Source organism: Lysobacter tyrosinilyticus, from assembly GCF_054779815.1.
The window spans coordinates 825649-839951 of sequence record NZ_BAAGXN010000001.1 but is presented as its reverse complement, the minus strand read 5'-3'; the positions used below and the strand labels follow the sequence as shown (position 1 = coordinate 839951).

The following is a 14303-nucleotide window of genomic DNA, read 5'->3' as shown; positions in this document are numbered from 1 at the left end:
CAAGCGGCGGAGGGCCGGTATGGATGCTGGATTCAGCGATGGAAGGACCGTTCCATGAGCGGGTTCGAGGCGATCCGCAGGCGGCGCATCCTGGTTTGACATCCGCCCGATCGCGGTCGCATCTTCTTATCGGGGATGGATTGAGAGACGCGCTTATGCGCATCCGCATGGACGGTCCGGATTTCCGTGCTCTCTTCGAGAGCATTCCGGGGTTGTTTCTGGTGCTGCGACCCGACCCCGACTTCACCATTCTTGCCGCCAGCGACGCCTACCTGCGCGCCACGCTGACCGAGCGCGAACAGATCGTCGGCAAGGCCCTGTTCCTGGCCTTCCCCGACAATCCCGACGACCAGTCCGCTACCGGCACCAGCAACCTGAAAGCCTCGCTGGTGCGAGCGGTGGCCCAGCGCACCGCCGACACGATGGCGGTGCAGAAATACGACATCCGCCGACCCGATGGCGCGTTCGAGGAGCGCTACTGGAGTCCGCTCAATTCACCGGTGCTCGGCGCCACCGGCGAAGTCCTCTACATCATCCATCGCGTCGAAGACGTCACCGCGTTCGTCCGGCTGTCGCAGCAGGAGCAACGCCAGCGCGAACGTTCGAATGTCCTGGAGCAGCGCAGCGAAGCGATGGCGCGGGAAATCCTGCAGCGCAGCCAGGACCTGGCCACGGCCAACGAGCAATTGCGCGAAGCCAACGACCGCATGGCCGATCTGGATCGCGCCAAGACCGCGTTCTTCAACAACATCAGCCACGAATTCCGCACGCCGCTGACACTGATTCTCGGCCCGATCGAAGACGCGCTGAGCACCTCGCGCCGCTCACTGCAGGGCGAAACGCTGGAAGCGGTGCAACGCAATGCACTGCGGCTTCTGCGCTTGGTCAACAGCCTGCTGGATTTCGCCCGCGTCGAAGCCGGCCGCCTGACCTCCTCGTTCGAGCCGACCGACCTGGCGATGGTGACTGCCGGCGTGGCCGGCTCCTTCCAGTCACTGCTGACGTCGGCCGGCCTCACGCTGAAGATCGACTGCCCGCCGCTGCCCGAACCCGTGTACGTGGATCGATCGCAGTGGGAAAAGATCGTGCTCAACCTGATCTCCAATGCGTTCAAGTTCACGTTCGCGGGCGAGATCGCCGTGCGCCTGCAGTCACGCGACGGCAAGGTCGTGCTCAACGTGTCCGATACCGGAACCGGCATTCCCACGCACGAATTGCCGCACATCTTCGAGCGCTTTCACCGTGTCGCCGGCGCACAGGGCCGCAGCTTCGAAGGCACCGGCATCGGGTTGGCCCTGGTCCGCGAACTGGTGCACCAGCATGGCGGCACGATCGAGGTGCAGAGCGAACCCGGCAAGGGCAGCACCTTCACCGTGTCCATTCCCACCGGTTGCGCGCATCTGCCCGTCGAGCAGATCGGTCCCGGCGACCAGCTGAGCAATCTCGATGCCGCGTCGGAAGAACGGCAAATATCGTCGTGGGCAAAGGCCATCGACCGTCGGGTTCCGATCGATGTGCGCGATGAACCCGCAACCGGTCCGGCGCGGCTGCGCGTGCTGGTCGCCGATGACAACCCGGACATGCGCGAGTATCTGGCGCGCCTGCTCGCACCGCATTGGGAAGTCGAAGTCGTCGTCGATGGCGAAGACGCGCTGACCAGCGTCCTGCGGCGGCCGCCCGATCTGGTGCTGAGCGATGTGATGATGCCGCGCCGCGATGGCGTGGCACTGTTGCGGGCGCTGCGCGATGACGCCAGGACCGCGATGATCCCGGTGATCCTGCTGTCCGCACGCGCCGGCGAGGAAGCCGTTGTCGCGGGCCTGGAAACCGGCGCCGACGATTACCTGGTCAAACCGTTTTCCGCGCGTGAACTATTGAGCCGGGTGGGAACGCACCTGGATCTGGCCCGCGTGCGCCGCACCGCGATCGAAGCCGCGCGCGAGCTCGCGGAAACCCGCGCACTCCTGCTGGACGATCTCGAACTCAAGAACCAGGAGCTGGAAGCCTTCACCTATGCGGTGTCGCACGACCTGCGTGGCCCGTTGCGCACCATCGACGGCTTCAGCCAGGCGCTTCAAGACGAATACGCCGATACGCTCGACGTGCAGGCGCACGACTACCTGCGCTGGGTGCGCGCTGGCACCCGCCGAATGGCGCAGCTGATCGAAGACTTACTCGCGCTCTCGCGCGCCACGCGCAGCCCGGTGCGCATGCGGCCGGTCGCGTTGAGCCAGCTCGCTCACACCGTCGTCGCGAACCTGCGCCGACGCGATCCCAAGCACGCAGGCGTGGTCGAAATCGCGGAAGGCCTGAACGCACAGGGCGATCCGGACCTGCTGATGATCGTGCTGGAAAACCTGATCGGAAACGCCTGGAAATTCAGCGCCAAGCAGGCGGCACCGAGGATCACCATCGGCTGTACCAACGACGTGGATCCGGTGACGTATTTCATCCAGGACAATGGCGCCGGCTTCGACATGGCGCAGGCGGAAAAGCTGTTCGTACCGTTCCAGCGTCTGCACGACGCCTCGGAATTCGAAGGTACCGGCATCGGCCTGACCACCGTGCAGCGCGTAATCAACCGCCACGGCGGCCAGATCTGGGCGAAGGGCGTCGTAGGAGAAGGCGCCACGTTCTATTTCACGTTATCCCACGCCAGGAGAACGGCGGACTCCTCCGGCTGACCGGCGTCCGTTTCGCACTTCCCGCGAAGAGGGCCGGCGAGCGGCCCTCCCGCGTCACTTACTTAGAACTCCATATCCACGCTCAGGAACAGCTGGCGCGGCCCACCCGCCAGCAGCGTGGCGAACGTGCCATTCGGATCCGAATCGCGGAAGCCGTTGCTGCCCAGCGTCGCGATGTACTGCTTGTCGAGCAGGTTGGTGGCATCCAGGCTCACGCGCATCCGGTGCAGCCAGCCCAGATCCTGCTTTTCCCACGCCACGCTGCCGTTCCACAGCCAGAACGCGTCGACACCGGCGTCGTTGTTGTAGGTGTAGTAGCGCTTGCCGGTGTACTTGCCGCCGAGCTTGGCGGTGAAATCACCCCAGTGGTATTCGACTTCGCTGGCGAACAACTGCTTGGGCGTATCCACGACCTGCTTGCCGCCGGCGTGGACCACGAAGCATGATTCCGGCTTGGTCGCACCCGCACAGGCCGGATCCGGACTCACATAGGCGCGGTTGATGTAATCGTCGTCGTATTGCGAATCGTTGAACGATGCGCTGTTGAACCAGCGGAAGTTCTCGCCCGGCGAAAAGATGAAGGCCAGCTCGGCGCCATGGGTGGTCACGCTGCCGACGTTGGCGAACTGGTTGGGGCAGCTGACCACGCCGGCGCACGGCACGATGATCAGCTGGCGATCGTCGAAGCGCACACCATAAAGCGTGGCGGAGACCTGATAGTCGTCATTGCCGGTGCGGTAGCCGACTTCCAGCGAACGCGAGCTTTCCGGCTTGGCATTGGCCCTGCCGGCGTCGAACTGCGCCTGCTTGAGCGACCATGCGCCGTTGACGCCGGCGCGGAACGCCACCTGGTTCTCGGCATAGTTGGCGAACACGTCGCTGTGTTCATCCAGCGCCCAGCGCACGCCGACCTGCGGCATGAAGCTGTCCTTGGTGGTCAGCTGGCCGCTGGTGCGCTGCGACTGATACTGCGTCGACTGACCGGCCGGCGCCGGAATGGCGAGCGCATCAGTCACCACGTTCTGACCCTTGAAGCCGGCATTCACAGTGAGCTTGTCGTCGAGGAAGCTCATGGTGTCCTGCAGGTACCACTGGCGCGTGCTGGTATCGAAGCGCTGACGGAAGAAGAAGAAATCGAAGTCTTCGCGCGGGAAGAAATGGCCGTCGTCGACCGGACCATCGATCGCCACGGCATTGCGGCCGGCGCCGTGCACGCTGTCCTCGTACCAGAAGCCGGTTTCGACCTCGTGATGGGCACTGACGTTCCAGGTCACGCTGGCGTTCACGCCCTTGCGCTCGATGTCGTAGCTGGTGATGCGCAACGCCATCGGGATCTGCGGCGACGAGATCACATAGGGCGTGAACCAGTGGCCCTGGCCTTCATTGCGGTGGTAGTAAGCGGTGCTCTTCACCGTCGCGGTGTCGCCCAGCGAGAACTCACCCGACAAGCTGCCCAGCCAGTCGTCGCGCAGGCCGCGTGCGGCGTAGTAGGCATCGTCCTTGTTGGTGACGCAGCCAGTGAATACGCCCTTGGCCGCGTTCAGCGCACGATTCCAATCCGGGGCGTAGTTGTCCCATTCGTAGCCGCAGCGCTTGAGCAAGTCGAGCGAGAGATCCTGGTAGTCGGTTTCGTTGCGGCGCGAGGTGCTCAGCCACAGTGCGATGCGGCCGGTATCCCACTGGTACACGCCCTTGCCGTTCCACTGGCGCTGTTCCTGCACGCCATCGCCCTTCCACTTGTCAGCCTGGTTTCCCATCGCCGACACGTACGCGGAGAAGCCGCCGAAGTCGCCGGTGTCCACGCGGACGAAGCCGCGACGCAGGCCGTTGTCGCCCGCAGCGAGGCCGACGCGCCCACCAAATTCGGTCAGCGGATCGCTCGAATACATCACCAACGCGCCGCCGAGATTGCTGGTCGAGGGGATGCCCAGCGCGCCCGCGCCCTGCGCGAGTTCCACTTCCGCGACGTTCTCCGAGAGGATCGCGCGGTTCGGCGCCAGGCCGTTGTGGTTGGCGTAGCTGTTGTCGCCAAGCGGAATGCCATCCAGCGTGTAGCCGAGCTGGTTCTGGTTGAAGCCGCGGATGGCGATGCGGTTCGACCATTCATAGCTGCCCCATGGATCGGAGGCGACGAAGTGCACGCCCGGCAGCTTCTCCAGCGCCTTCACCGGGTTGGTACCAGGAGCCAACTTCTGCAGCTCGACCTGGCCAACGGTCTGCACCGAACGGGTTTCGCGCGAGCCGACCACGTTGATCGCGTCGAGCGTTGCGGCCGCGGCATCGCCAGTGGTGGCGGTCGAGGTATCGGCATCGGCGGAGGACGTGGCAGTGGCGACGTCGGCGGCGCGTGCGGCCATGGGAAGTGCCGCGAGCAAGGCCAGATACAGCGGGGCCAGCGCGAGCGGGGAACGAATCGGGGTCAACATGAGCGATCTCGGTAGGCAACTTGGAATACGGGACGGCGCTCACGCGGGCATGACGTGTCCCTACGCAAGACGTGTCCCTACGCAAGCCGCGGCGCCGGCCGGCATTACGACGGTGCGCCATTGCACGGTCATGGCTTTGAAATGAAGTGGATGCGGCGGGGCGTGGGCCGCGGCCGTCACCTGTCTGCATGAAACGAAAGTACTGAGAACTACTTCTTTCGTTTTCCGACTCAGTAGCGCGGCACACCTGATATCCAGACACCCTGGACGACGGGTACCGGACCGCTGGCATGTACGCGCAGCACATCGGCGCGTCTGCCAGCTGCCAGTACACCGCGATCATCGAAACCCACGGCGCGCGCAGGTGTCGCACTTGCGGTCGCCACGGCAGCCGCGAGCGTCCAGCCCGGCAGGCGCGCCAGCAGAAACACCGCGTGCAACAGGCTCGCGGGCACGTAGTCCGACGACAGCAACGACAACGTCCCTTGTGCCGCGAGTTCGGCGACGGCGACGTTGCCGCTGTGGGAACCACCACGCACCAGGTTGGGCGCACCGGCCAGCACGTGCAGCCCTGCCGCATGCGCCGCACGCGCTGCCTCCAGGGTCACCGGGAATTCCGCGATCGATGCGTTGCAGGCCAACGCCTGCTCGACGTGCGTGGCGTCGGCGTCGTCGTGGCTGGCCACGCGCACCCCGCGTGCCAGCGCCTGAGTAAGTACGTACGCGCGATGCGGCGTGGCGTACGCGTGCTGCTGCGCGCGCAGGCGCTCAAGACGCGCGGCGAAGCCGGCTTCGTCCCACGCCACGCCATGCCGACTGCTGTAGGCCCGATAGCGCTCCAGGTCGCGGAACTGCCGCTGTCCCGGCGTGTGATCCATCAGCGACAGCAGACGCAGGCGCGGTTGCTCCAACAATGGCTCCAGACGTGCAGGCAGGTCGGGGCACGGCAATTCGCAGCGCAAATGCAGGTGATGGTCGACGCGCAGACGGCCGGCGCGATGCGCTCGCTCCAACGCCTGGACTGTGACGACCGGATCGAGCGGCGACTCCTCCGCGTCGTCGCCCACCGACAAGGCGTCGAGCGCCGTCGTTATTCCCGAAGCGAGCAATTGCGCATCGTGCGCGACCACCGCGGCATCGGCGGGCCAGAACGCGCCCGGGCGCGGCAGCAGGTGCTTTTCCAGATTATCGGTGTGCAACTCGACCAGGCCCGGCAGCAGCAGGTCGCCGTCGCAGTCGATCGCCGCGGGCTGACTCACCCGACCCTGGCCGACTGCGTGGATACGGCCGCCGCGCAACACCAGGTGGCCGTCGATCACCTCGTCCGCCAAGACCAGGCGCGCATTGTCCAGAACAGTTTCGTACGTCACGTCTTGCCGCCGCTGTTTTGCCGAATCCGGTTGTTGTCACCCGACTGCAATATCCAGGCGATTAGCTAGCACGCCAGCAAAACACCTCCGGATGGAAGTTTCATGACAGTCGCCGAATCGCCGGTTTCGCGCGCGAGGTCGCTCAGTCGCGACAGCGCCCTGCCGCTATGGCAGCAGATCGAAGCCGCACTGCTGCAGCAGATCCGCGACGGCGAACTCAGCGAGGGCACGCGCCTGCCATCGGCGTTCGAACTCGCCGACCGTTACGGCGTCAACCGGCACACCGTACGTCGCGCGCTCGAAGCGCTGGAGTCGCGCGGTTACGTGCGCACCGAATCCGGTCGCGGCAGCTTCGTGCAGGAGCATCCGTATCAGTACCCGATCGGTCGGCGCACGCGCTTTTCCAAGGCGATGAATAACCTCAATGTCAGCAGTCGCTACGAACTGATCGAGGCGGCGACGCAGGTTCCGGATCGCAAGGTAGCCAGCGCCCTGGGGCTGGTCGGACGCGAACGCGCGCATCGCATCGTGTACTTCACCCGCGTGGAAGTCGGCCCAGGCGAGGAGCGCATCGTCGACCACGCCGAAGCTTGGTTCCCCGCGCAGCGATTCCCGCAACTGCCCGAAGTATTCCGGCGCCACCTCTCGGTGACGCGCACGCTGGCCGAATTCGGCGTGAACGACTACTTGCGCAAGCACACCAGCGTGATGGCCAAGTTGCCGACCGCGGAGATCGCGCGGGTCATCGGTCAGTCGCCGCGCCGCCCGGTGCTGTGCGTGCAATCGATCAATGTCGATCCCGATGGGTTGGCGGTGCAGTACGGCGTGACTCATTTCGCCGGGGATTGGGTGCAGCTTTCGTTGCATCCGGATGGCTAAGGCCGCAAGTCGAGCGCGATGCACACTAATCTCGCTCTTCTCCCCGCTTGCGGGGAGAAGATGCCCGAAGGGCAGATGAGGGGCGGCGAGCGTAGCGAGTTGCTCTTGCTCTGCTCCATTCACCTATGAAAAAGGCAACTGCAAAGGCAACTCGCTACGCTCGCCCCCCTCACCCGCCCTTCGGGCACCCTCTCCCCGCAAGCGGGGCGAGGGACAAGATTGAGAACTGGCGGGTACGTAATGCACCTTCAGTGATGTCGCTGCCGATCCGTATTCCCCGCATCCGTACCGCACAGGATGCGAGCCCGGCCCGTATCGCGCCACCGCCCTGCCAATCCCCATCCGCAAGCTGACGTCGCGCCGGGCCGTTGTCCGTCGCGATGTCCTGCGGGAAGAGTTCACGCACACACATCGCGACTCCTGCTGCCGGCGCATCACCCATCGATGCCTTCAACAGGAGCTTCCGGATGTCCGTATCAACCCTAATGCGGCGCGCGGCCGTGCTGGTCACCCTAATCGGGCTGACCTTGCCGGCATGTGCGCAGAGCGCACAACCCAAGTCGCTGGTCATTGCGCTCGACGGCGCCCGCGCCGACGCGCTGGAAATCGCCGGCACACCCAATCTGCAACGCCTGATCAACGGCACCTGGCAGCCGGGCTACCAGGGCGCGTATGCCTACCAGGCACAGACGATCAAAGACGCCGACACTATGAGCGGCCCCAATCACACCTCGATCTACACCGGCGTGACGTCGGCCAAGCACGGTGTGACCGCGAACGACGCGGCCCAGATGAGTGCGGTAAACGAGTTGGATTACTTGTCCGCGCTGGAACTGAAGAACAGTGCGCTCAATACGGTGAAGCTGGCGACTTGGAGCCTCGATGCCAATGTGCCGACTGCCTCCGACTACCTGAAGATCGAGAGCGACGCGGGTTCCACCGATCGCGCGGTGAAGATGCTGGGGGGCACGTACACCGATGCCAACTGGGCGCTGGGACGCAACGTCGACGCCATGTTCGTCTTCTTCGACGACCCCGATCACGCCGGTCACACCTACGGCTGGCTGAGCAGCAACTACTACAGCGCACTGCAGACCGCCGATACGCAGATCGGACGCATCCTCGACGCGGTGCGCGCGCGCCCGAATTTCGCCAACGAGAACTGGCAGATCATCGTCACCGCCGACCACGGCGGCTACGGCACGAGCCACGGCCCGCGCAGCGCCGTGTACTTCACCATCCCGTTCCTGGTGGCGAGTCGTACGGCCAGCCAGGGCGTGATCAGTGGGCGTGCGCACAACATGGACACGATGGCGACGGTGTTGAGCCATTTCGGCTATGACCCTGCGCAGAGCTTCCCGCGCATCGACGGCAGCGGCAACTACACGCTGGACGACACCGCGCGCGGCGCCAGTGTGCGGCCCGCGTTGCCGGCGTCACTAGCGACTGGTCTGGTCGCGAACCTGCGGTTCAACGACACCTACGCCGACAACACCGGCCGTGGCAACAGCGTGACCATCGGCGCCGGCTCGCCTGCCTTCATCAGCGGCAAGTTCGGCAGCGCGGTGCAGATCCTGCCCAATCGCAAGGGCGACAAGGAATATCTGAGCTTCGGCAACGGCAAGGCCGATCTCGATTTCGGCGGCACCGGCGCCAGCGATTTCACTTTCACGCTGTGGTATCGCGCGGGCACGCAGAGCGGCGATCCGGTGATCATCGGCAACAAGAACTGGGCGAGCGGCGCCAATCCGGGGCTACTTTGGACCGCTTCGGTAGCGAGCGCGGGCGGCAACGAACTCGGCTTCAACCTCGCCGACACCGGTGCACGCCGCGCCGATGCCTACCGCATCGATACGAAGGACTTCACCACGCAGTGGTGGTTCCTGGCCATCACCGTCGACCGCAGCAACGGTCTGTCGACGCTGTATGCCGGCAGTCCCGACGGCAAGCTCTACTTCATCGCCAACGAGATCAACTCGCTGCAGGATCTGCGTTCGCTGCTACCGCTCAACATCGGCCAGGACGGCACCGGCAGCTACGGCTATCAGTTGAAGGCCGACGTGGATGATCTGGGCGTGTGGCGCCGGGCGCTGGGTAAGGATGAGATCCGGACGTTGTTCAACAACGGAGCTGGGCGTGAGGTGTGTAGCGTGACGGGTGGTTGTTGATCCGGACTTATTGAAAGCCCCCTTCTCCCCGCGTTGCGGGGAGAAGGTGCCCGAAGGGCGGATGAGGGGCGCTCTTGATCTTCCGCCACGGCCCCTCACCCTGCGTTGCTACGCAACGCTGTCCCTCGCCCCGCAAGCGGGGCGAGGGAAGCTAGTCGCTGGGGCGAGGGGTTACGCCGCAAGCGATTGCTTTATCCGGTAATCCCCCGCCACCAGCTGCTCCGCCAAACCCAATGCCTGGGTCATACCCAAACCACCGCCACCAAACCCATTGAGCACGGTGACTCCGGGCGCGGCTTCCATCACGAACTCGCTGCTGCCATCGGTGAGCTTGGGATAGATGCCATGCCAGGTCTGCACGATGCGCGGATCGCGCAGGCGGACGAAGGTCGACAGATAGCCCAGGATCTTCGCATTGACGCTCTGTTCGTCGAAGGGATCGTGGGTATGTGCATAGGCATGCGAGTCGCCGATGGTGACCTCGCCCATGCCGTTCTGCGCTGCCATCACATGGATGCCCAGTTCGAGCAGATCGGCGTGTTCGGCGCGATAGCGCGCACGCAACGGCGCGAGATCGGCGGCCTGCTCGAAGCCGGCGTAGTGCGCCAGCGACAAGCCGCCGCAGAGCGCCGCGCCGAGGCGGAAATCGCTGGGCTGCGCGACCATGCGCAGCATCTGCAACTTGCAACGCGTGATCGGTGCGGCCGCCCACAACTCTGGGAAAAGCTGTTCAAATTCGGGACCGTTGCACAGGTAAACGCGATCGGCCTCGAAGCGCTGCTTGCCGCTGTGCACGACGCCGGTCTCCACCGCGGTCGCCGGCGTACGCCAATGGAACTGCACGCCGTACTTTTCGCTGAGATACGCTGGCAGGCGGCGGATCGCCTCGCGCGGATCGACCACCATCTCGTCGGCGTTGAACAGCGCACCGCGCAAACCCGTGGCCACGAGCGCGGGCGACATATCCAGCGCCGCCGTGGCGCTGAGCATCCGGCATGGACGCAGCGAGCGATTGGCTTCAGCGTATTGCTGCAGCACCGCCAGTTCATCCTCGGCGTAGGCCACATGCAGCGAACCGCAGGTGTCGTGCCAGATGCCGGCTTCCTGCAGCATCTCCAGCCAGATCGAACGCGACAGCAGCGCGCGCTCGTACAGCGGACCGTTGGGCAGGCCGATCGGCCAGACCATGCCGAAGTTGCGTACCGAGGCACCCACGGCGCGGTCGTAGCGTTCCAGCACGGTGACGCGGCAGCCGCGTACGGCCAGGGCACGGGCCACGGCCAAACCGCCGATGCCGGCGCCGATGATGATTGCGGATTCGTTCTTCATTGCGATATGCGGCCGCCGGTGCGACGGCGTCTTTCCTTTGGGGACAAAATATTCCGGAAGATTCAGGCCGATTGCGGCAGCGCGAGTTCGGCGCGCCTGACACTGCGCACCTTTTGGCGGAAATACAGCGCGGAGCCGACCAGAGCAATGCTGCCGAAGGTGGCCAGGTGCAGCACGGCAGCCGAGAAGAACTGCGTCCACGACAGATGCAGGTGCACGAACTCCTTGCTCAGCAACACGATCACGCTGCCGAGATAACCGAAGGCATCGGCGAGGTACATCAGGAAGCCGACATTGCCGGCGACACGGAAGGTCGCAATCAGGCGTTCGAAGAACACGCAGTTGAATGGCACGTAGGCCAGGTACAGACCGAAGCCGACCAGCCCCATCCACCACAGCGGCGCGAGCAGGCCGGCGCGGAAGGCCAACGTAGAGAGACCCGCGGTCAGCAGTCCGGCGAGCATCAGAGCATGCAGCGCCATCAGCCCGCGCAGGTTGTCGCGCACCAGCATCAAGGACGCGGTCAGCAACAGCACGGCGATCGCGATCGGGGTTTCCAGCTGGGTGAAGAGCCCGGCGCGCTGGCCGTAGCCCAGGTCGATGAACAGCTCGGCTTCGAAGTTGTCGCGGAAATCGCGCACCACGGTCAACGCGACATAGCAGGCAATCGCCAGCACCAGCCCCGGCAGAAAGCGCCTCACGAACGCGCGGCGCTGCGCACGATCAAGCGGCTTGCGCTCATGGCGCGCGACGCGATCGGCGGCATCCGGCGGCGGGATCCGTTCCAGCAGGCGCACGGCGAGCAGCAGCGGCAGCGCGAACACCGCGCCGGTCAGGAACGGCATCCAGAATTCGCTCACGCCTGCCAGCAGCCACAGCTTGCCGACGGTCTTGACCATGCCCGAGGCGAAAATGAAGCTCGATGCGAGGATCGCGCCCATCGCCTCGGTCGCACGGCGGCCTTCCAGATAGCTGAAGACGAGCCCCCACACCATGCCCAGCGGCAAGCCGTTGAGGAACAGGAACGGTACGTTCCAGGGTGCCGACACCAACGCGAAACCAAGCAGAGCCAGCCACGCCCCGCCGATCAGCATCAGCAGCAGTCGACCGCGATGGCGCGCGTCGAGCTCGCCAATCACGCGGATGCCAATGAACTTGCTGCACATGTAGCCCAGGATCTGCGCGACCACCAGCCAGACCTTGTAGTCCACGCCGGCGATTTCCCGGCCGCTGAAAGTCGCGACCGCGAATGGCTTGCGGAAGGCGTACATGCAGGCATACGTGGCCAATGCGGCGCTGCCGGCAAGCAGGGTGATCTGCAGCGGATGGGGTACGCGCGGCTGTGCGCGGTGCGACGAGGTAGAAGACATCGCACCAGCTTCGGCCCCGGCGGTGGCCCGGCGATGACGACGACTAGACAGGTCTAGTCGCGTGGCGATGTTTTCGCCTTTGCTTTGTAGAGCGGAGCTTGCTCCGCTGCATTTGATTTGTGCGAATGGAAGCGCAAAAGGCAGCGGAGCAAGCTCCGCTCTACAAATCAGGACGCGAGCCCAGGATCAATCGAGCAGCGCGGCCAGTTCCTGCAGGTCGTCGATCACCGCATCGGGCGCATAAGCCAGCAGCTCTTCGCGTCGATACGCGCCGGTGGTGACCGACACGACCTTGCCGACGCCCGCGTTGCGGCCTTCGGCGATGTCGACTTCCGTATCGCCGACCTTGACCACGGCGCCAGCGTCGATGCCGCCGGCACGCATGCGCAGCGCTTCGATCATGTACGGCTCCGGGCGCCCGGCCGGAACCTCATCCGCCGCGATCAGATCATCGATCACGCCCCGCTCCTGCCAGCCGAAGCGACCGACGATGGCATCCGCAATGTCGCGCGAAAACGCCGTGTTGAGTGCGATGCGCATGCCGTACCCACGCAACTGCAGGAACGTCGCCTCCGCGCCCGGCATGGGCTGCACGCGCGGATCATGCCGATAGCACTCGATCATGCGTGCGACAAAGTTCGTATGGATCTTCGCGACCGCTTCCGCGTCTTCGGCGACGGCTGCCGCATCGTGCGCACGCAGCAGCCGCCGGATCGCCTCGGGCTTGTCGTAGCCCATCAGCGGACGCGCGGCCTCGGGTTCGACCGCCACGCCGTGCGCGACCAGTGCCTGGGCGAGCGCCTCGGCCACGAGGCCCGGATCGTGCACCGTGGTGCCTGCCATGTCGAAAACAGCCATGCGGTATTTCATCGTATTCGCCGGAATGCCAAAGCCGTCTAGCCTATCGGCCAGCGTCCGACCCTCAGTTACCGGATGTAGACAGGTCCATTGGGCTGGTGCGCGACGGCACCGCCTTGGGCCGGTGATCGCTCGAAACCGGGGTTGCGGTGCCGGCTGGATTACGCCGCTTTCCTTTTCCCTGTGGTTTTGCGTAAACTTCGCGCCCCCGCGGGAATAGCTCAGTTGGTAGAGCACGACCTTGCCAAGGTCGGGGTCGCGAGTTCGAGTCTCGTTTCCCGCTCCAGTTTCAGCACGACGCCCCGCTTGCGGGGCGTCGTCGTTTTCGCCATATCGAGTCAAAAGCAGCGGAGCAAGCTCCGCTCTACAAAGAACGGGCTGGATCTCCTGCAGCCCGCTTCGCTCCTGCTTACTTCCCTGCGCAACCGCACGACCGCGGCTGGCACTGGCAGCAACCGCACACGGTGCATGTGCATTCCTGGCACTTGCAGCAGCCACAAGCCTGGTTCTTCTCGACTTCGACGCTATGCATGACGTTTCTCCGGAATACGGCGGGATGCCGTGGAGCGCAGGCTGGGCCTTGCCCCCATGGCAAGGTCAACACGGTGTCCGTCCCGGAAAGGGCCATTGACGTTCCCATGGGGGTAAGGTTCACGCTGTGAGCGCAACGCGGCACTCCGCGGGAATCGACGCATGGTCAAAAAATCACCACGCCCCGAGCTGGCCGAGGCCAGGCAACAGGGGCTGCACAACATCGGCGAGGCATCGGCCGCCACCGGGGTCAGCGCCAAGATGATCCGGCACTACGAGAGCGTGGGCCTGATTCCCGCGGCGAACCGCACCTTCGCCGGCTATCGCCTGTATGCCGATGCCGATCTGCATCGGCTCCGCTTCATCCGCCGCGCGCGCAATCTCGGCTTCTCGATGAAGCAGATCGAGGCATTGCTGGCACTGTGGAACGATCGCCAACGCGCGAGTGCGGAAGTGAAGGCGCTGGCGCTGGCCCACGCGCAGGAACTGGACGCGAAGATCCGCGAGATGCAGGCGATGCAACGCGCGTTGCTCGACCTCTCGCAACACTGCCGCGGTAACGAGCGCCCGGAGTGCCCGATCCTGGATGATCTGGCGGGGTGAGCGTGGAGGACGTACGCGACATGAGCGCGCTTGGCTACGGATTTTCTTCTCCCCGCTCGCGGGGAGAAGATGCCCGAAGGGCAGA

9 protein-coding genes and 1 tRNA gene are annotated in these 14303 nt (G+C 64.9%); 5 read left to right on the top strand and 5 right to left on the bottom strand.

All coding sequences use genetic code 11. The features are described from left to right. Window positions 1-155: 155 nt before the first annotated feature. On the top strand, window positions 156-2684 hold the full coding sequence (locus ACYVGK_RS03470; RefSeq protein WP_460731836.1) for an ATP-binding protein: 2529 nt from the start codon (window positions 156-158) through the stop codon (window positions 2682-2684). A 62-nt stretch (window positions 2685-2746) separates the two neighbouring features. Here ACYVGK_RS03470 and ACYVGK_RS03465 read toward each other — a convergent pair whose 3' ends face one another. Together ACYVGK_RS03465 and ACYVGK_RS03460 are read right to left on the bottom strand one after the other, a co-directional pair. Beyond that, entirely contained in the window at window positions 2747-5110 is a 2364-nt protein-coding gene (locus ACYVGK_RS03465; RefSeq protein ID WP_460731835.1) for a TonB-dependent receptor, read from the bottom strand. 230 nt (window positions 5111-5340) lie between these two features. After that, window positions 5341-6480 carry an alpha-D-ribose 1-methylphosphonate 5-triphosphate diphosphatase gene (locus tag ACYVGK_RS03460; RefSeq protein ID WP_460731834.1) on the bottom strand — a complete coding sequence of 380 codons (1140 nt, stop codon included), beginning with the start codon at window positions 6478-6480 and terminating at the stop codon, window positions 5341-5343. A 102-nt stretch (window positions 6481-6582) separates the two neighbouring features. Between ACYVGK_RS03460 and phnF the strand changes: the two genes are divergently transcribed. Together phnF and ACYVGK_RS03450 are read left to right on the top strand one after the other, a co-directional pair. After that, a complete protein-coding gene (gene phnF / locus ACYVGK_RS03455) occupies window positions 6583-7359 on the top strand; it encodes a phosphonate metabolism transcriptional regulator PhnF (RefSeq protein ID WP_460731833.1) in 777 nt (258 codons plus the stop codon). A gap of 467 nt (window positions 7360-7826) precedes the next feature. Continuing rightward, complete coding sequence (locus ACYVGK_RS03450) at window positions 7827-9527, top strand: alkaline phosphatase family protein (protein ID WP_460731832.1); 1701 nt, start codon at window positions 7827-7829, stop codon at window positions 9525-9527. Window positions 9528-9698: 171 nt separating this feature from the next. Here the strand turns inward: ACYVGK_RS03450 and ACYVGK_RS03445 are convergent, their stop codons facing one another. The 3 genes from ACYVGK_RS03445 to ACYVGK_RS03435 form a co-directional block, all read right to left on the bottom strand. Then, a complete protein-coding gene (locus ACYVGK_RS03445; RefSeq protein WP_460731831.1) occupies window positions 9699-10856 on the bottom strand; it encodes a TIGR03364 family FAD-dependent oxidoreductase in 1158 nt (385 codons plus the stop codon). 62 nt (window positions 10857-10918) lie between these two features. Further along, window positions 10919-12226: a DUF5690 family protein gene (locus ACYVGK_RS03440; RefSeq protein WP_460731830.1), complete on the bottom strand. Its 1308-nt coding sequence runs from the start codon at window positions 12224-12226 to the stop codon at window positions 10919-10921. Between the two features lie 186 nt (window positions 12227-12412). Further along, a complete protein-coding gene (locus ACYVGK_RS03435; protein WP_460731829.1) occupies window positions 12413-13084 on the bottom strand; it encodes an HAD family hydrolase in 672 nt (223 codons plus the stop codon). Window positions 13085-13294: 210 nt separating this feature from the next. Here ACYVGK_RS03435 and ACYVGK_RS03430 point away from each other — a divergent pair. Beyond that, window positions 13295-13370 (top strand) — tRNA-Gly (locus ACYVGK_RS03430). A 407-nt stretch (window positions 13371-13777) separates the two neighbouring features. Beyond that, window positions 13778-14218 carry a Cu(I)-responsive transcriptional regulator gene (cueR, locus tag ACYVGK_RS03425; protein WP_460731828.1) on the top strand — a complete coding sequence of 147 codons (441 nt, stop codon included), beginning with the start codon at window positions 13778-13780 and terminating at the stop codon, window positions 14216-14218. The last annotated feature ends 85 nt before the right edge of the window (window positions 14219-14303 follow it).